This is a genomic window from Sphingobium sp. CFD-2 (genome assembly GCF_024611135.1).
Taxonomy (GTDB): domain Bacteria; phylum Pseudomonadota; class Alphaproteobacteria; order Sphingomonadales; family Sphingomonadaceae; genus Sphingobium; species Sphingobium fuliginis.
In genome coordinates, this window is the sequence record NZ_CP084405.1 from 3755592 (window position 1) to 3773626 (window position 18035).

The window sequence follows — 18035 nt, forward strand, 5'->3', positions numbered from 1 at the left end:
GTTCAGCCGAAGAGATCGCCCAGGAAATCGGCCATCGCGCGGAAGCTGCGGCGGTCGGCTTCGGGATTATAGGCCAGGCCCCTTTCGGGCATCTTCGCGTCATGGTCGGTGAAGGCGTGCCCGGTATGGCCATAGGCATGGATCTGCCAATCGCATCCCGCTTCGGTCAGTTCCTTCGCCAGCGCGACCGTGGCTTCCGGCGGCGCGATCGGATCGTCCCAGCCGTGGCAGATCAGCAGCCGCGCGGTGATCTTCGCATGGGGAAGGGGCGGCGCATCATAGACGCCGTGGAAGCTGACGCCGCCTGCAATATCCGCTCCTGAACGGGCAAGGTCGAGCACGCATTTGCCGCCGAAGCAGAAGCCGATCGCCGCGGTCCGGCTCTCGTCCGCCTCATCGAGCGATTTCAGCAGCGCATGGGCGGCGTTCGTCCGGTCCCGCAGCAAAATGCGGTCATCATTGAGTTCGGCCATGTAGCGGCCCATGTCCGGATCGGCCCGGCTGGTCCGCTTGCCCTGGCCGAACACATCCGCGACGAGCACGGTGTAACCGATCGCCGCGACCTTTTCGGCATAGGCGAAATCGGCCTCCTTGGTGCCCAGAACATTGGGGAAAAGCAGGATGGCCGGACGCGGAGCGGCGGCGGCATCGTCGAACACGGCCATGCTCTCGAACTGACCGCCAGGGCCTTCATGCACGGTGACGCGGCGGGTGATGGTCATGAAAGGCTCCTTGCTTCGGGGTCGGGACGCATGTTGGGACGCCATGCGGGATTGGCAAGATTGGGCCAGTTGCGGATGTTGGCACCTCCCCTTCAAGGCGAGGGGCCTAATGGCGGGAAACCGCCCTATCGACCATGGATGATCCGCACTCTCGATGCAGCCTCGGCCGCGACGGCGCGGGCCTGGTCTGCATCGACCGCGCGGGCCAGGGCGACGCCCATGCGGCGATAGGGGCGGGTCGTCGGCTTGCCGAACAGGCGCAGATCGACTTTCCCGCCGGGCGTCGAGAGCGCTTCGGCCAATCCTTCGAACCCAAAGTCATCCGATTCCCGATCCGCCAATATCACCGCCGAAGCCGCGGCCCCATGCAGCGTCACTTCCGGCACCGGCAGGCCCATGATCGCGCGGGCGTGAAGATCGAATTCGCTCCAGTTCTGGGAGATCAGGGTCACCATGCCGGTATCGTGCGGCCGGGGCGAGAGTTCGGAGAAGATGACATCCTCTCCCTTCACGAAGAACTCCACGCCGAAAATGCCGTAGCCGCCCAGATTGTCGACCACCTTGCGCGCCATGTCCTGGGCGGCGGCCAGCGCGCCGCCGGACATGGGCGTGGGCTGCCAGCTTTCCTGATAGTCGCCGTGTTCCTGCCGATGGCCGATAGGCGGACAGAAGCTGACGCCGTCACGGCTGCGTACGGTCAGCAGCGTGATCTCATAGTCGAAGGCGATGAATTCCTCGACGATGACCCGGCTGCGGTCGCCGCGCATGTTCGCGACTGCATAGTCCCAGGCGGCTTCCAGTTCCTCAATCGTGCGGACCGTGCTCTGGCCCTTGCCGGATGAGGACATGACCGGCTTGATGACGCAGGGAAGGCCGGTATGCGCCGCCCCCGCCCGCACTTCCTCCAGCGTTTCGGCGTAGCGATAGCGGGAGGTGCGCAGCCCCAGTTCGACCGCGGCGACTTCGCGAATGCGGTCGCGGTTCATGGTCATGATGGTGGCGCGGGCCGAAGGGACGACCGTCACGCCGCGCGCCTCGAAATCGGCCAGGACCTCGGTGCGGATCGCCTCGATTTCGGGGACCACGAAGTCGGGCCGATGCTTTTCGATGGCTGTGGCGAGCAGGTCGGCGTCAAGCATGGAGAAGACTTCAAACCCGTCCGCCACCTGCATGGCAGGCGCGCCCGCATAGCTGTCGCAGGCGATGACCTGCGCGCCGAGGCGCTTGGCGGAGATCACGAATTCACGACCCAGTTCGCCCGAGCCCAGAAGGAGGATCTTCGCGGTAAAGGCCATGGCGGGACTCCTCGAAATGGACATCTTCAGCGCATTCAGCGCAGCGTGCTCCTGTCGGCGCAGGAGCACGTCATTTCTATTCTTTAAAGTTCAGCGTCCATCAGTGTCGGGAAGAAGCCCTCATGGGCGCTGCGCAGGTCCGCCAGCGCCACGCCCGCCACCTTGTCGCCGCCGGTCGTGCCGATGCGAAGCGCGCCTGGAATGTCCACCCCCTGGGCGGCGGCGACGATGTACCGGCCCTGATCCTCGCCAAAGGCGCTGGCGGTCGTAAGGGCGATGCTCAGCTCCGCCCCGATCTTCCCGGCCAGCGCCATTTCCGTCACCGCGACCAGCAGGCCGCCGTCGGAAATGTCATGCACCGCATTGACCTTGCCTTCCGCGATCAGCGCCCGGACGGTTTCGGCATGGGCACGCTCCGCCGCCAGATCGACCTTCGGCGCCTCGCCCGCTTCCCGGCCGGCAATCTCGCGCAGCCAGATCGACTGGCCGAGATGGCTGCCTTCCCCGCCGATCAGCCAGATGGCGTCGCCCTCATTCTTGAAGGCCACGGTCGCCATCCCGTCGATGTCCTGGAGCAGGCCGATGCCGCCGATCGCCGGGGTGGGCAGGATCGCCGATCCGCCGCCGGTCGCCTTGGATTCATTGTACAGGCTGACATTGCCCGACACGATCGGGAAATCCAGCGCGCGGCAAGCCTCCCCCATGCCTTCCAGGCAGCCGGTGAACTGCGCCATGATCTCTGGCCGCTGCGGATTGGCGAAGTTGAGGCAATTGGTGACGGCGAGCGGCGTCGCGCCGACGGCGCTGATGTTGCGATAGCATTCCGCGATCGCCTGCTTGCCGCCCTCATAGGGGTCCGCATAGCAATAGCGCGGCGTGCAGTCGGTGCTGATCGCGATGCCCTTCCGCGTGCCATGGACGCGCACCACCGCCGCGTCGCCGCCGGGGCGCTGCACCGTGTCGGCGCCCACCATATGGTCGTACTGCTCCCAGATCCAGCGGCGAGAGGCGATGTCGGGCGATCCCATCAGCCTGACGAGATCGGCGCCGATGTCGGCGCTCTCGCTGATCTCGCCCAAGGGCTGCACGCCCGACCAGGCCTTATATTCATCCTTCGCCATCGCCGGACGGTCGTAGAGCGGCGCATCGTCGGCCAGCGGAGCCAGCGGAATGTCGCACACCGTCTCTCCCTTGTGGACCAGCACCATGCGGCCGGTATCCGTCACATGGCCGATCACGGCGAAGTCCAGCTCCCACTTGCGGAAAATGGCTTCGGCAAAGGCTTCCTTGCCCGGCTGGAGCACCATGAGCATGCGCTCCTGCGACTCCGACAGCATCATCTCATAGGCGGTCATGCCGGTTTCGCGCTGCGGCACATCGTCCATGTTGAGCTGGATGCCGACGCCGCCCTTGGACGCCATTTCCACCGAGGAGGAGGTGAGGCCCGCCGCGCCCATGTCCTGGATCGCGACGATCGCGTCGGATGCCATGAGTTCGAGGCAGGCTTCGATCAACAGCTTTTCGGTGAAGGGATCGCCGACCTGCACCGTCGGGCGCTTGGCGTCGGCGTCGTCGCCGAAGTCCGCCGAGGCCATGGTCGCGCCATGGATGCCGTCGCGGCCGGTCTTCGAACCCACATAGACGATCGGATTGCCGATGCCCGAAGCGGCGGAATAGAAGATCTTGTCCGTTTCCGCGACGCCCACGGTCATCGCATTGACCAGGATGTTGCCGTCATAGGCGGGATGGAAATTCACCTCGCCGCCCACGGTCGGCACGCCGACGCAATTGCCGTAGCCGCCAATGCCATGCACCACGCCGCTGATGAGGTGCTTCATCTTCGGATGGTCGGGCCGCCCGAAGCGCAGCGCGTTCATGTTCGCCACCGGCCGCGCGCCCATGGTGAAGACGTCGCGCAAAATGCCGCCCACCCCCGTCGCCGCGCCCTGATAGGGTTCGATATAGCTGGGGTGGTTGTGGCTCTCCATCTTGAAGATCGCGGCCTGGCCGTCCCCGATGTCCACCACGCCCGCATTTTCACCGGGGCCGCAAATGACCTGCGGCCCTTCCGTGGGCAGCTTCTTCAGATGGATTCGCGAACTTTTGTAAGAGCAATGCTCCGACCACATCACCGAGAAAATGCCGAGTTCGGTGAGATTCGGTTCCCGGCCAAGCGCGTTCAGGACGCGATCATATTCTTCCGGGGAAAGCCCATGGTCTGCGACGACCTGCGGCGTGATCTGGGATGCGGTGCTGGACATGTGCGCGCCTTTAGCGGGGGAGCGCCCGATAGACAATGCTGAGGCTCGCGCCCGGGCGAAAACATGATAGCTTTCCCGGCCGGACGAAAAAAAGGGGAGTTGCCCATGGAATGGATGCTGTTGCCGCTTCGTCGCTACGCCAAATTCTCCGGTCGGGCGCGGCCGCGCGAATATTGGATGTTCGTCCTGTTCCTGCTGCTCTGTTATATCGGCGTCGCGATGGTCGAGGGGATATTGGGCCTCAGCACGACCGATCACTGGTTCCAGCGCGGCCCCTGGTGGGCGGGCGCGGGCTACAGCACCCGCGGCGGTCCGCTGACGGGGCTGTTCGCGCTGGCGATGATCATTCCCCATATCGCGGTTTCCGTCCGCCGCCTGCACGATACCGACCGCAGCGGCTGGTGGCTGCTGATCGTCTTCTTCCCGATCATCGGCAGCATCGTCCTGCTGATCTTCTTCATCATGAGCGGCACGCGGGGGCCCAACCGCTTCGGCCCCGATCCGGTCGAGGTGGGAGAGCCGGAATTGCGTTGAGCGCGTCGGTCCGGGCGCGCATGATTGGGCGGTTCAAGCCACTCCCTCTCCAGCAGGCGGGAGGGGAATGGCGTCGATTGGCCACATCCTCGCAAACTCCAAAGAAAAAGGCCGGCCTCCATGGGGAGGGCCGGCCCGCACTTGCAGGAAAACGGAAAGGATCAGGCCTTGCAGCTCAGCGCGCTCTTGCCCGGCAGGGTGGCGGTGATCTGCTTGCCCGAGCCCTCGACCTTGAAGCCGCCGCCTTCGAAGGGCTTGCCCGCCTCGGCGGCGGTCAGCTTCGTGGGGGCGCCGTCCTTTTCGGTGCGCACGTTCACCGTCTTGTCGTCGCTCATGAAGTCGACGAAGATCAGGCTGTTGTCCTTGCAGCGATATTGATGGCTTTCCTTCACCATCGGCGGCAGTTCGACGGGAGCGGCATTGGCCAGCTTTTCGGCCATGGGATCGGCGGGGCCGCCCACCACTTCGGGTTCGTCATTCTTGTTGCAGGCGGACAGCAGCGCAAGCGCCGCCACGGAGATCAGGGGGAGATGATATTTCATAGCGGTCCTTCTATGTGCACTAGCCACGCCAAGCGTCAACGCAAAACTGCCACGAGTCCGCCAGCCAGTGGCGCGACGTCATGACGTTTTCGTGAATGGCGGCCGGAATCGGCCCCCAGGGCCCATGCGGGCTTGACCGGGCGGGCGGGGGTCGCCAATGCAGGGACATGGCGCAAGACAGCATGACCCATGAGGGCGATCCGTCGCAGATGTCGTTCGAAGATGCGCTGCGCGCGCTCGAATCGATCGTCCGGCGGCTGGAGAGCGGAGATGTGCCGCTCGACGAATCCATTTCGCTCTATTCGCAGGGCGAGGAACTGCGGAAGCGCTGCATGGAACGGCTGCAGGCGGCCGAAGCGCGCATCGCCAAGCTGACGATCGACGCTGGCGGCGCCGTGACCGGCGCTCAGCCCTTCGGTTCGGACTGAGCGTGCAGCGTGCGGGAGAGGCGGCCATGAGCGGACCCGACTCCGCCTCGCCTCGGTCGATCGGTCTAGTGGCCGACCGCGCTGCGGCGGTGGCGGCCGACATCGACCGCCTGTTCGACGCGCTGCTGGCGGTTCCCGACGACCCGCGCCGGCGCCTGCACGAAGCGATGCGCCATGCGGCCATGGGCGGAGGCAAGCGGCTGCGTCCGCTGCTGGTGCAGGCGGCCAGCGACCTGTTCAACATCTCGCGGGATTCGGCGCTGCGGGTTGGCGTCGCGGTGGAATGCATCCATGTCTATTCGCTGGTGCATGACGATCTTCCGGCGATGGACGACGATGACCTTCGCCGGGGCAAGCCGACCGTGCACAAGGCATTTGACGAGGCGACGGCGATCCTCGCGGGCGATTGCCTGCACGACCTGGCTTTCGAAGTGCTGGCGGACGAGGAGACGCATCCCGATCCTTTCGTCCGGGTCGAGCTGGTGAAGGCGCTGGCCGTCGCCAGCGGCACCAGCGGCATGGCGGGCGGCCAGATGATGGACCTGGAGGCGGAGAAGAGCAGCTTCGACCTGCCCACGGTCACGCGGCTCCAGCAGTTGAAGACCGGCGCGCTGATCGGCTTCTGCGTCGATGCGGCGGCGATCATGGCCCGCATCCCGCCGGAGGGGCGGACGCGCCTGCACGGCTATGCCCGCGACATCGGCCTTGCCTTCCAGATCGCGGACGACCTGCTCGACGTCGAGGGGGACGCCGTTCTCGCCGGCAAGGCGCTGGGCAAGGACGCGGCGGCGGGGAAGGAAACCTTCGTCTCCCTGCTGGGGGTGGAGCGGGCGCGGGAACAGGGGCGCCTGCTGGTCGAGCAGGCGAAGGCGCATCTGCACGGCTTCGGGCCGGAGGCCGACCTGCTGCGCGCCATTGCCGACTATATCGTGGAAAGGGATCGTTAGGGGCATGAGCAAGCAGAGGGTGGGGGTCTATCCCGGGACATTCGATCCGATCACCTTGGGTCATATGGACATCATCCGGCGCGGCGCGAAGCTGGTCGATAAGCTGGTGATCGGCGTCACCACCAACATCTCCAAATCTCCGATGTTCTCCGACGATGAACGGCTGGATATGGTGCGGCGCGAATGCGCGGGCATCGACACGGAAATCGTCGTCACGGGCTTCAACTCGCTGCTGATGGACTTTGCCGAATCGCAGGGGGCGAGCGTCATCATCCGGGGCCTGCGCGCCGTCGCTGACTTCGAATATGAATATCAGATGGCGGGGATGAACCAGCAGATCAACGGCCGGGTCGAAACCGTCTTCCTGATGGCGGACGTGTCGTTGCAGCCGATCGCTTCCCGTCTGGTCAAGGAAATCGCGCTCTATGGCGGGCCGATCCACAAATTCGTCAGCCCCGCCGTGCGCGAGGAAGTGGAGGCGCGGGTCGCCGCCATCGGCCTGAAAGGGCAGGGCTGAAGGCTCCACTCAGCCTTCGTTCAGTTGCCAATCGCGAAGAGGGCGCTATCAGGGCAAGTTCGCACCAGGGCAAAATTTGAGGAAAGCTTCATTCATGCGGTTCACGTCGGCGCTCAAGACCGTGGCGATCGGTTTCGCTCTCTATGCATCGAGCGGCGCGGCCCTGGCCCAGGGCGGCGGTGGGCGCAATGCCGAGGAGATGAAGAAGGAGGAGGCGGCCGTGCGCGCGGAGCAGGCCGCCAAGCAGCTCGGCCTCGACCCCGCTTCCAAGCTGCCGCCGGCCACGGTGCCTGTCGATCCCCAGAATGTCTGGGATCTGGACCTGTCGAGCGGCGGCCGCGTACGCATCCAGTTGCGTCCCGACATCGCGCCCGGCCATGTCGAGCGGATCAAGGAGTTGACGCGCCAGGGCTTCTACAACGGGCTCAAATTCCACCGCGTCATTCCCGGCTTCATGGCGCAGGGCGGCGACCCCAAGGGGGACGGGACCGGAGGGTCGACGCTGCCGGACCTGAAGGCCGAATTCAATCCGATGCCGCATCTGCGTGGCACCGTCTCCATGGCCCGCGCCCAGAGCGAGGACAGCGCGAACAGCCAGTTCTTCATCGTCTTCCTGCCGCGCATGCAGCTCGACAAGAAATATACGGTGTTCGGCCGTGTGATCGAGGGCATGCAATATGTCGATGCCATCCATCAGGGCGAACCGCCCGCCGATCCGACCATCATCCTCCAGGCCTCGATCGAAAGCGACGGCAGACCGCCGGTGACGGCACTGCCGACGCCGCCTGCTCCGCCCACGCCCTCGATCGTCGCGCCGCCGGCGAAGAAGCCCGCGCCCGCAAGAAAGCCGGCTGCGCCGAAGAAGAAATAGTCAGGCCGGGTGAATGCGTGCTCCTGCGAAGGCAGGAGCCCAGTCCCGCCGCCTGAACTGGGCTTCTGCCTTCGCAGGAGCACTTGATATGCTGTTCTAGAGCATTCGACCATGCGCGTAGATCTGTTCGATTTCGACCTCCCGCCTGAAAGCATCGCGCTTCGCCCTGCTTCCCCGCGCGACGCGGCCCGGCTGCTGCTGGTGCCCGGCGACGCGCCCTTCCAGGACCGGATCGTGCGCGATCTGCCGGACCTGCTGCGCGCTGGCGACGTGCTGGTGTTCAACGACACCAGGGTCATTCCCGCCCAATTGGAGGGGATGCGCGGCCAGGCCAGGGTCGGCGCCACGCTCCACAAGCGGCTCGGTCTGCGCCAATGGCAGGCCTTCCTCCGCAACGCCAAGCGGGTGCGCGATGGCGACCGGATCGACTTCGGCAATGGCGTCACCGCTGTGGCCGGCCCGCACGACGAGGACGGTGGCGTCACGCTCTGCTTCGAGGGTGAGGAGCCGGTCGAGCTGTTGCTGGAACGGGCGGGCCGGATGCCGCTGCCCCCCTATATCGCCAGCAAGCGCCCGACCGACGAGCGCGACCGCAGCGATTACCAGACCATGTTCGCGCGGGAGGACGGCGCGGTCGCCGCCCCCACGGCGGCGTTGCACTTCACGCCCGAATTGATGGCCGCGGTCGAAAAAGCCGGCGTCCGGACCGAAACGCTGACGCTGCATGTCGGCGCCGGCACCTTCCTGCCGGTAAAGGCGGACGATACGGACGATCACCGGATGCATGCCGAATGGGGGCGGATCGACCAGGCGACGGCGGACCGCCTCAACGCCGCACGGGCGGCCGGCGGCCGGCTGATCGCGGTCGGCACCACCAGCCTGCGCCTGCTGGAAAGCGCGACGGGGGAGGACGGCATCATCCGTCCTTTCGCGGACGAGACGCGGATATTCATCACGCCGGGCTATCGTTTCCGCGCAGTCGACGGGTTGATGACCAATTTCCACCTGCCCAAATCGACCCTGTTCATGCTGGTAAGCGCCTTGATGGGCACGGAGAAAATGCTGTCGGTCTATCGGCACGCCATTGATGGCGGCTATCGTTTCTACAGCTATGGCGATTCCAGCCTGCTTCTGCCCCAGCCTTAAGACCGCTCATGTTGATGCTCCACTGACCGCAGGACGGGGCTTCCCGTTTTGCAAGGCGGTCCAAGGAATGAAAGTCGCACTGGCGCGCTGCCCTGTCTCGCGTTAAGTCTTTCTTTGATGACGATTGACCCGCTGGTGCTGTTGCAGGCTTACGCGATCGGCGTGTTTCCCATGTCCGACGACCGCGAGGCGGAGGAGGTGTACTGGATCGAGCCGAAGCGACGGGCGATCATGCCGCTCGACGGTTTCCACATCTCCCATTCGCTGGCCAAGACGATCCGGCGGGAGCGGTTTCGGGTCACCGCCAATCGCGATTTCGCAGGCATCGTCCGGCTTTGCGCAGAAGCCGCGCCGGACCGCCCGTCCACCTGGATCAACCATCCGATCGAGCGTGCCTATCGCCATCTGCATGAAATAGGTTTCGCCCACTCCGTTGAGGTGTGGGAGGGGGAGGAACTGGTCGGCGGCCTTTATGGCGTGGCGCTGGGGCGGGCCTTTTTCGGGGAAAGCATGGTGTCGCGGCGCGCCGATGCGTCGAAGGTGGCGCTGGCCTGGCTGACCGCCCGCATGCGTTTCGGCGGTTTCACCCTGCTCGACTGCCAGTTCATGACCGATCATCTGCGGTCATTGGGTGCGATCGAAATCAGCCAGCGCGACTATCTTCAATCATTGGCGGGCGCGTTGGACGGCGTGGCGCTGGGGGCGGGGCGGGGCGTGCTGGCGGCCGGTTCCGGCGTCTGGGCCGAGCTGGCATTTTCGCCGCTTGCCGGGGACGCCTTGGGCCGCGCGCCGTCCGACACTTCGCCCTTGTCGCCCAGCTTCACCGTATCGGGACCGGTTTCCGGCCATGACATCGTGCAGCTCCTGACCCAGACGTCGTAGACCGGGTGCTGCACGACATTGCGGTCGGGCCGTTCCCGGAACAGCCAGCCGGAAAAGTTGCGGCGCCATTTATTGTCGGCGGTGCTGCGCACGTCGAGCTGAACGAAGGCGCCGGTTTCCTGCACATTTTCCCAGGGCGCCGTGGTTTCGCAGGCCTGCAGCCGAACAATGGCATCGCCCACGCGCAGCGCTTCGCCCGGTTTCATCGTCAGGTCGGTGGTGATGCCGTTGCGCTTGTTGAGCAGGCCGATCACCGCCACCCGCTCGTTCATCGGCGTGCCGGTGAGGGGAGACTCGTCGCCATTGCGGATCTTCTGCCCCTCGATGCGGACAGGACCGCCCTGGTTCTGCGTCGGCAGATCGTCGCCGCCGCAACCGGCCAGTATCAGGGTGCAGCCGAGAATCGGCAGGAAACGTCCCGCCGGGCGCCGCATCATGATGCGTCGGGGCTCCACGCCTCATAATCGCCGGTCGCCTTCTGGCGCAGGCCGCCCTTTTCCAGCGCGCCGGTGGGGCGGTAGGCCTGGGCCGTGCCGGTGGCGTTGGGGGTGAAGTCCTTTTCCCAGATGCGCGGGGGCGGCAGGAAACTCTCCGGCGCGCCCTCGATCGAATGATGCAGCCAGCCATGCCATTCGGCGGGCACGCGGCTGGCGTCGTTCGCGCCATTATAGATGACCCAGCGCCGGGTCAGTCCATTGGGGTCGGTGCCGCCTTCATAATAGACATTGCCCTGATGGTCCTCACCCACCTTCGTGCCCTTGCGGGAGGTGTAGAGCGAGGTGCCGATGGTCGCGCCATCCCACCAGGTGAAGATCTTGCCAAGGATTCCCATGGGCGAAGCGCTTAGCCGTTGCGGCTGGCGCTTGGCAAGGCGGTTCTGGTCAGCGGGGGCAGAAATTGAGGGGGTTTGACGAGGACGGCCGGTCGCAATCGCCCCAGGCGACGCGGTCGCCTTCCCTGATGCCCAGCTCCGCCGCCCTGCCGCCGCGCAGTTCGAGGACGGCGGCGACCGGGATGCCGGCGGAGACCGGCTCGCGGGAATAAGGGGCGGCGTCGGCCTTCAGGAAGGCGATGCTGCCGTCGGTGTGGATGAACAGCATGTCGAGCGGGATCAGCGTGTTCTTCATCCAGAAGCTGGCCGTGCGGGGCGGCGACATGGGGAAGAGCATCCCGGAATCGGGGGCGAGCGACTTGCGGAACATCAGGCCCTGTTCCTGCTGCTGTTCGGTAAGGGCGAGTTCGACGGTGAAGCGGTGAGCGGTTTTGGCGGTGTGGATGGTGAGGGGGAAGAGGGTGGTTTGCCCGGTGGCGGTGGGCGCGGCGGTGTTTTCGGCTTTGGGGGCGGATGGGGAGCAGGCGGCCGGGAGAATTGCAAGGAGAAGGAGGAGGAAGGGCTTCATGGGGGTGAGGTATCACGGCCTGATGGTTAAAAAACAGGGTGCTGAGCTGCTACTCATCCGCTTCCGGCACTTCCCCCGGCGCGGCGTCGGTCCAGCGGCGGGCGGTGGCGTAATCATGGCCGGCGCGCAGGAAGGCGGCAATCCATTTTTCCCGCTGTTTTAGGTCCGGTCGTTCCTGGGCATAGGGGCCGATCCGCTTGCGCCGGGCGAAGCGGTCGGCGGCGGACCAGCTTTCCCTTTGGGTCTGGGCATGGGCTTCCACCCGGTCGGCTTCCGCTATGCCATCGGCGCGCAGGGTTTCCGCGACCCGGCGGGCGCCATAGCCGCGGCGGCTGAGCGCGCCGCTTTTCATCACGGCATAGCCGGCATCGTCGACATAGCGCAATTCGCTCAGCCGATCGACCAGCGCCTGCGGATCGGCGGGGTCTTCGCCGCCCCAGCCGCGTTCCTTGATCTTGCGGCCCAGATAGGCGAGCAATTTGGCCCGGCTGGTGGCGAAGCGCGCCACATAACGCAGCGCAAGTTCGCGCATGGCCTCTTCATCGAGCGGGGCAGGAGGGCGTTTGCCGGTCATGGCAATGCTTCATGCCTGTTGCGCCTTGATTATGCCACAGTCGGGCCGGAATTTTACCGCCCCTTTTGGGGTAAAAGCCCAAGCTGGAATGCAACTATCCGGTGCAAAGCGGCTTGAAAGCTGTTAGCGGCGCGCCGGAATATGACAAACATGACATTGGGTGACACCAATATGACGGGTTCGCAAAGCATGATGGCACCGACGCCAACCACCGACGATCTGCCCCGCCGCTTCTCGGACTTCGAGACGCTGGGCGAAGCGCTGGACTATGCTGCGACCGGGCGGCGCGGCCTGAACTTTCACGACGCGCGGGGGAATCTGGCGCGACCCTATCCCTTTGCGGAGCTTCGCGAGGACGCCGTCGCCTGCGCCCACCGGCTGATCGCCCATGGGGTGAAGCCGGAGGATCGCGTGGCCCTGGTGGCGGAGACGGGCCCGGATTTCGCGCAATTGTTCTTCGGCATCGTCTATGCGGGCGCCTGGCCGGTGCCGCTGCCGCTGCCGACCAGCTTCGGCGGCAAGGAAAGCTATATCGACCAGTTGAACGTCCAACTGTCGAGCTGCGACCCGATGCTGTTCCTCTTTCCCAAGGAACTGGAGGAGATGGCGGGGGAATCCGGCCGTCAAAAGGCGGTCGAGAGCATCGCCTTCGAGGATTTCATCGCGCGGGAAGCCGTGCCCTGCGATCTGCCGCAGGCGAAGGGCGAGGAGATCGCCTATCTGCAATATTCGAGCGGTTCGACCCGCTTCCCCCATGGCGTGGCGGTGACGCATCATGCGCTGCTCAGCAATCTGGCGGCGCACAGCCACGGCATGGAACTGGTCGAGAGCGACCGCTGCATAAGCTGGCTGCCCTGGTATCATGACATGGGTCTGGTCGGCTGCTTCCTGTCGGTCGTCGCCAACCAGGTGTCGACCGACTATATGAAGACCGAGGATTTCGCCCGGCGGCCGCTGGCGTGGCTGGACCTCATCAGCCGGAACGAGGGCACCTCGATCAGCTATTCCCCGACCTTCGGTTACGACATTTGCGCGCGCCGCATGTCGAGCCAGACCAAGGCGCAGGATCGTTTCGACCTGTCCCGTTGGAGGCTCGCGGGCAACGGCGCGGACATGATCCGCCCGGACGTGATGCAGAGCTTCGTCGATGCGTTCGGGGACGCGGGGTTCAGCCCCAAGGCGTTCCTGCCGAGCTATGGCCTGGCCGAGGCCACGCTGGCCGTCACCATCATGCCGCCGGGCGAGGGCATCATCGTCGAACTGGTGGAGGAAACCGACCTTTCCGGCGGCGACGCGACCGAAGGCCGACCGCAGCGCTTCCGCTCGATCGTCAATTGCGGCAAGCCGGCGCGCGACATGGTCGTGGAAATCCGGGACGAGGATGGAGCGAAGCTGAACGAGCGGCAGATCGGCAAGGTGTGGACCACCGGGCCGTCGCTGATGGTCGGTTATTTCCGCGATCCTGAGGCGACCGACGCCTGCATGGTCGACGGCTGGCTGGACACTGGCGACATGGGCTATTTGAGCGACGGCTATCTTTATATCGTGGGCCGCGCCAAGGACATGATCATCATCAACGGCAAGAATCACTGGCCGCAGGACATCGAATGGGCGGTGGAGCAGCTTCCCGGCTTCAAGCAGGGCGACATCGCCGCCTTTGCCATCACCACGCCGGGCGGCGAGGAAGCGCCCGCCGTGCTGGTGCATTGCCGCACCTCCGACAATGATGAGCGTACCCGGCTGCGCGACCAGATCCGCGAACGCGTGCGGGCGATCACCGGCATGAACTGCGTGGTCGAACTGGTGCCGCCGCGCACTTTGCCGCGCACCAGCTCGGGCAAGCTCAGCCGGTCGAAGGCGCGCAACCTCTATCTGACCGGCGAAATCCGGCCCTACGACATCGCTGCCTGACCCTTTGCCGCGCACCGACTGGCCGGGGGCCGCTTTTTTCATCTGCTTTTGACGGCCGTTACGGATTGATAACCGCTTGCTGTTAATCCAGCCGGGTGAGACGCGGGCAAGGGCCATCTTCTGAACAGGCTTCGCGGGAGCGAATATCGCTTCGGGCGATGATGGGTCTTGCCGTCGTGCCGGGCGATGCGGCGGAGCGCGTCCTTGCCGCCCAATTGCGCTCGGCCGATCATGTCGCGCTGCTGAGGCAGGCGATGAACCTCTTCGGCCTGCTGTTCCTGTGGCAGGTCTTCGGCGATCACCGCTCCGTGCCGGGGCTGATTGTCTGGAGCGCCGCGCTGGTCCTTTCCATGGCCGTCGGCGCCATCCTGCGGCGCAGGCGCAATGGCGCGGCGGCAAGCGCGACCGATCTCAGGGTCCATGGCTTCACCGGCCTGCTTCACGGCCTTGTCTGGGCGGCGTGCATGATGACGCTCTCGTCCGGGCACGGCGCCGCGCAGTTGGTGGCGCACTGGACGCTGATCAGTTGCATCATGGTCTGCGGCGCGATCAGCTATGCCGCCACTCCGCTGGCGGCGACCGGCTTCCTGCTACCCTGCATCGTCGGGCTTGGCGCGCTGTTCGATCCGCGCGACCAGACGCCGCTGCTTGCCCTTGCCACCAGCTATGCGCTGTCGCTGCTGGTCGGCTGCTTCCTTTATGCACGGACCTTCGCCCGGCAGCACAGCGCCAGCGTGCAACTGGAGGAAAAGAGCGAGGTCGTCAGCCTGCTGCTGCGCGAATATGAACATGGCGCGTCCGACTGGCTGTGGCAGACCGATCCCGCGCGGCGGTTGAGCGGCGTGTCGCCGCGCCTTGCCGAAATGCTCGGCCGTACACCGGCCGAAGTGGAAGGCGTGCTGCTGGTGCAACTGCTGGCTGGAAATGCCTGGGAAAGCGGCCTGTTCCCGACCGAGCTGCATGCGTTGGCGGATCATCTGAAGCGGCGGGAAAGCTTCAGCAACATCGTCCTGCCGGTCGAGCTGGAGGGGGATGTGCGCTGGTGGGAACTGTCCGCCTCGCCCCGCTATGACGAGGGCGGCGCCTTTCTCGGCTTCCGGGGCGTCGGCTCCGATATTACCGAACAGAAGGAATCCGCGGAACGGATCGCGCAGCTTGCGCGGTTCGACCCGTTGACCGGCCTGCCCAATCGCACGCATCTGCGCGATGTGCTGGATCAGGCCATGGGCGGCGGTGGCGCGGCGGCGGGCGCAGGGCGCGGCGGCTGCGCCTTCCTGATGATAGACCTGGACCGGTTCAAGGCGGTGAACGATACGCTGGGCCACCAGATCGGTGACAAGCTGTTGACCCAGGTGGCGCGGCGATTGCGGCATATCTGTTCCGGCGCGGAATTTTGCGGGCGCATCGGCGGCGACGAATTTGCCGTCGTCATCCCGCAACTGGGGGACAATCACGGCGTCGACAGGCTTGCGGCCCGGATCATCAACGGCCTTTCAGCCCCTTATCAGGTGGACGAACATACGCTTTACGTCGGTGCATCCGTCGGGTCGGCGGTGTCGCCACAGGATGGCCATGAATCGGAGGCGCTGATCCGCAGCGCGGACCTCGCCCTCTATCGCGCAAAGGGCGATGGCGGCGGCGTGCATTGCGCCTATGAACCGCAATTGCATGCGCAGGCGGAGGAGCGCCGCCAACTGGAACTCGCGCTGCGCGACGCGCTGGAGAAGAACCAGCTGCATGTGCTGTTCCAGCCGGTGGTGGAGGCGCAGGCGGGCATTGTCGTCGGGTTCGAGGCGCTGGTGCGCTGGACCCACCCGGACATGGGGCCGATCTCGCCAGCCAAATTCATTCCGGTCGCGGAAGAAGCCCGGTTGATCGGACCGATCGGGGAATGGGTGCTGCGGACCGCCTGCAAGGAAGCGGCATGCTGGCCCGACGGCGTGCGCATCGCGGTCAATGTCTCGGCCGAGCAGCTCGTCCATCCGAGCTTTGTCGGTGCCGTGGTGTCCGCCCTTGCGCAGAGCGGGTTGGAGGCGCGGCGGCTGGAGCTGGAAGTCACCGAAAGCGTGTTCGTCAACGCCGATACCGGGGCGCTCAAGATACTCGATCAGTTGCGGGGGCTGGGCGTTCGGCTGTCGCTCGATGATTTCGGGACGGGCTATTCCTCGCTCGGCTATCTCAGCCGCACACGTTTCGACACGATCAAGATCGACCGCAGCTTCGTCGTGGGCGCGGCGAACAACAGGGCGGAAAGCCTGGCGATCATCCGCGCGGTGGTCACGCTGGCGGACAGTCTGGGCATGGCGACCACGGCGGAGGGCGTCGAAACGGAGGCCGAACTGGCCATGGTCAGGGGCCTGGGTTGCCGCAAGGTGCAGGGCTTCTATTTCGGGCGGCCCATGCCGGCGGCCGACGCGGCGGCGCTCTTCCCCGGGCATCAGGTGCGCGCCCGGGCCTAGGCTTCATCGCCGCGATGGAAGGACGCGACCCAAGATGCGCTCCGGGGTCCATCGAACATGGCGCAGTCTTGCCCATCCGTCGCGGCAGCATGTTCTCCCATGCTGCTCTCGACCCGCCCCTTATCCGCCGCTCTCGATCCGTAATTCCATCGCCTCGGAAAGCATCCCCGCGCTTGCTATAATGGCCGGTAGCTTCGATCGCCGCGAGGGCCGCGCGCCATGCTCCGAAAGGCCGGCGATCCCGCGAAAGGAAGACGCCGCGCCGTCGGGCTTTGCGGACCGGGCACAGTTGGAGAACCCCGCCCGGTCCTTATCGTCACGCCTCGGTGCATTCCCCTGCACGCTTGCCGGTGACGTCATGGGTGGTGCGCAGCACGGGCTGGCCGCCCTCGGTCCTCGTCATGGTGCTGCCCAGCGTCAGCGTATCGGCGGTGAAATTGCCCTCCAGCACGATTTCGGATGTGCCCTTGCCGGATGTGCAGCTCAGCGTAGCGATCAGGCGCCCCTTGCGGATCAGCTTGTCCTTGTAGGTGCAGTTCTTGCCCTCATCCCCGGCGAGAGCATTGGCGTCCGGCACGCCGGCGGCATCGACGGCGATGCAGGTCTTGTCCTCGCTCACCTGTTTCAGCGCGGCCTGATATTCGGCCGGGGTGACTGTGGGGGTATTATAGCCGGTTGTCTTGCGCGTCAGCGCCCATTCGCCCGCTTTCATGACGATCGGCGCTTCGGTCGTTTCGGGCGCGGGTTCCGGCTTGCTGCCGCAGGCGGCCAAGCCGAGAGCAAGCCCAAGCGGCAAGGCCGCCAGCGCGAATTTCTGCATATCCTCTCCCCTGTTCTCTGTTGGAACCGGTGCAGGCTCGCGCCAAGCCGTGCAAAGCGCAAGAGGAATCTGCTATCGCCTGCAGGCGCTTCGCTCACATCGCCTGCCCTTACTTCTCCGCGCAGGTCGTGCCGATCCACTTGCCGCTGGTCCTGGCCTTCATGCTCATGTTCATGCCATTGGGCGCACCGGTCATCTTCATGTCCATGTGCATCTCATAGCTTTCGGGCGCATAGCTGCCGGACATGACGGCGTTCATCGTGCCGCCCTGCGACTTGCAGCTTATCTCGCCCTTCACGGAACCGCCGCTGGCGTCGAAGCCCTTGTAGGCGCAATCCTTGTTCTCCTGCCCCGAGAACATCTTGCCGCTGGGGTTGGCGGCTTCCTCCGGCGAGACGCAATATTTGATCGAGGTGCGGCTCATCATCTTTTTCATCTGCTCTTTCATCTGGTCGCCGCCGCCGGGCATGTTCGGCATGTCGATGTCCTCCAGCTCATAGCTGCCCTCCCACTGGCCGGGCTTGAGCTGGACCTTCTGCACTTCCTGGCGGACCTCCTCGCGGGTTTGCGGCTCGCTCGCCTTCTTTTCGCCGCACGCCGCGAGCAGAGCGGTCGCTCCCGTCAGGCCGATCAGGATGGAAAGTGTCGGACGCATAAGCTTTTCTCCCTGTTTCCACGCCGTTTAGGGCGCGACCATATCAAGGGAGGGGGAGGATGCAATGCGGA

General features: G+C 65.4%; 18 protein-coding genes and 1 pseudogene. 9 read left to right on the forward strand and 10 right to left on the reverse strand.

The features are described from left to right. Positions 1–2: 2 nt before the first annotated feature. The 3 genes from LDB29_RS18635 to purL all read right to left on the reverse strand — a co-directional run bounded on the left by LDB29_RS18635 (position 3) and on the right by purL (position 4278). Positions 3–722 carry a dienelactone hydrolase family protein gene (locus LDB29_RS18635; RefSeq protein ID WP_025547519.1) on the reverse strand — a complete coding sequence of 240 codons (720 nt, stop codon included), beginning with the start codon at positions 720–722 and terminating at the stop codon, positions 3–5. A gap of 125 nt (positions 723–847) precedes the next feature. Next, the gene (purT, locus tag LDB29_RS18640; protein ID WP_257555315.1) at positions 848–2017 is read right to left on the reverse strand and encodes a formate-dependent phosphoribosylglycinamide formyltransferase; all 1170 of its coding nucleotides are present in this window, start codon (positions 2015–2017) and stop codon (positions 848–850) included. Positions 2018–2100: 83 nt separating this feature from the next. Then, positions 2101–4278 carry a phosphoribosylformylglycinamidine synthase subunit PurL gene (gene purL / locus LDB29_RS18645; protein WP_257555317.1) on the reverse strand — a complete coding sequence of 726 codons (2178 nt, stop codon included), beginning with the start codon at positions 4276–4278 and terminating at the stop codon, positions 2101–2103. Positions 4279–4383: 105 nt separating this feature from the next. Here purL and LDB29_RS18650 point away from each other — a divergent pair, with 105 nt between their 5' ends. Then, entirely contained in the window at positions 4384–4812 is a 429-nt protein-coding gene (locus LDB29_RS18650) for a DUF805 domain-containing protein (protein ID WP_257555319.1), read from the forward strand. A gap of 161 nt (positions 4813–4973) precedes the next feature. Here the strand turns inward: LDB29_RS18650 and LDB29_RS18655 are convergent, their stop codons facing one another. Continuing rightward, positions 4974–5354 (reverse strand): hypothetical protein, encoded by a 381-nt coding sequence (locus tag LDB29_RS18655; RefSeq protein WP_025547512.1) that lies wholly within the window; start codon positions 5352–5354, stop codon positions 4974–4976. 167 nt (positions 5355–5521) lie between these two features. On the opposite strand from LDB29_RS18655, the gene LDB29_RS18660 reads away from it, so the two are divergent. The 6 genes from LDB29_RS18660 (at position 5522) to aat (ending at position 10145) form a co-directional block, all read left to right on the forward strand. Further along, positions 5522–5782, forward strand: coding sequence for an exodeoxyribonuclease VII small subunit (locus LDB29_RS18660; RefSeq protein WP_025547511.1), 261 nt, complete (start codon positions 5522–5524; stop codon positions 5780–5782). Between the two features lie 26 nt (positions 5783–5808). Then, a complete protein-coding gene (locus tag LDB29_RS18665) occupies positions 5809–6729 on the forward strand; it encodes a polyprenyl synthetase family protein (RefSeq protein ID WP_140042580.1) in 921 nt (306 codons plus the stop codon). Between the two features lie 4 nt (positions 6730–6733). Continuing rightward, the gene (coaD, locus tag LDB29_RS18670; RefSeq protein WP_025547507.1) at positions 6734–7246 is read left to right on the forward strand and encodes a pantetheine-phosphate adenylyltransferase; all 513 of its coding nucleotides are present in this window, start codon (positions 6734–6736) and stop codon (positions 7244–7246) included. Positions 7247–7340: 94 nt separating this feature from the next. Then, on the forward strand, positions 7341–8117 hold the full coding sequence (locus tag LDB29_RS18675; protein ID WP_257555325.1) for a peptidylprolyl isomerase: 777 nt from the start codon (positions 7341–7343) through the stop codon (positions 8115–8117). 111 nt (positions 8118–8228) lie between these two features. Continuing rightward, positions 8229–9263, forward strand: a complete 1035-nt coding sequence (gene queA / locus LDB29_RS18680; RefSeq protein WP_257555327.1) for a tRNA preQ1(34) S-adenosylmethionine ribosyltransferase-isomerase QueA — start codon at positions 8229–8231, stop codon at positions 9261–9263. Positions 9264–9380: 117 nt separating this feature from the next. Further along, entirely contained in the window at positions 9381–10145 is a 765-nt protein-coding gene (gene aat, locus LDB29_RS18685; protein WP_306812444.1) for a leucyl/phenylalanyl-tRNA--protein transferase, read from the forward strand. Positions 10146–10180: 35 nt separating this feature from the next. Here the strand turns inward: aat and LDB29_RS29300 are convergent. From LDB29_RS29300 to LDB29_RS18705, 4 genes and pseudogenes are all read right to left on the reverse strand, one after another. Continuing rightward, a pseudogene (locus LDB29_RS29300) lies at positions 10181–10582 on the reverse strand (DUF2155 domain-containing protein); the annotation flags it as partial. Then, positions 10579–10977 (reverse strand): NADH:ubiquinone oxidoreductase subunit NDUFA12, encoded by a 399-nt coding sequence (locus LDB29_RS18695; protein WP_048576808.1) that lies wholly within the window; start codon positions 10975–10977, stop codon positions 10579–10581. The pseudogene LDB29_RS29300 and the gene LDB29_RS18695, both read right to left, overlap by 4 nt. A gap of 49 nt (positions 10978–11026) precedes the next feature. After that, positions 11027–11545 carry a DUF192 domain-containing protein gene (locus LDB29_RS18700; RefSeq protein ID WP_257555329.1) on the reverse strand — a complete coding sequence of 173 codons (519 nt, stop codon included), beginning with the start codon at positions 11543–11545 and terminating at the stop codon, positions 11027–11029. Between the two features lie 49 nt (positions 11546–11594). Continuing rightward, positions 11595–12119, reverse strand: coding sequence for a regulatory protein RecX (locus LDB29_RS18705; protein ID WP_044660375.1), 525 nt, complete (start codon positions 12117–12119; stop codon positions 11595–11597). Positions 12120–12269: 150 nt separating this feature from the next. Here LDB29_RS18705 and LDB29_RS18710 point away from each other — a divergent pair, with 150 nt between their 5' ends. Both LDB29_RS18710 and LDB29_RS18715 read left to right on the forward strand, forming a co-directional pair. Continuing rightward, positions 12270–14030: a fatty acyl-AMP ligase gene (locus LDB29_RS18710; protein ID WP_044660374.1), complete on the forward strand. Its 1761-nt coding sequence runs from the start codon at positions 12270–12272 to the stop codon at positions 14028–14030. Positions 14031–14188: 158 nt separating this feature from the next. Continuing rightward, a complete protein-coding gene (locus LDB29_RS18715; RefSeq protein WP_257555332.1) occupies positions 14189–16489 on the forward strand; it encodes a bifunctional diguanylate cyclase/phosphodiesterase in 2301 nt (766 codons plus the stop codon). A gap of 316 nt (positions 16490–16805) precedes the next feature. Here LDB29_RS18715 and LDB29_RS18720 read toward each other — a convergent pair whose 3' ends face one another. Further along, positions 16806–17309: a DUF3617 domain-containing protein gene (locus tag LDB29_RS18720; protein ID WP_257555334.1), complete on the reverse strand. Its 504-nt coding sequence runs from the start codon at positions 17307–17309 to the stop codon at positions 16806–16808. Between the two features lie 109 nt (positions 17310–17418). Further along, a complete protein-coding gene (locus LDB29_RS18725) occupies positions 17419–17964 on the reverse strand; it encodes a DUF3617 domain-containing protein (protein ID WP_048576805.1) in 546 nt (181 codons plus the stop codon). Positions 17965–18035 lie beyond the last annotated feature (71 nt).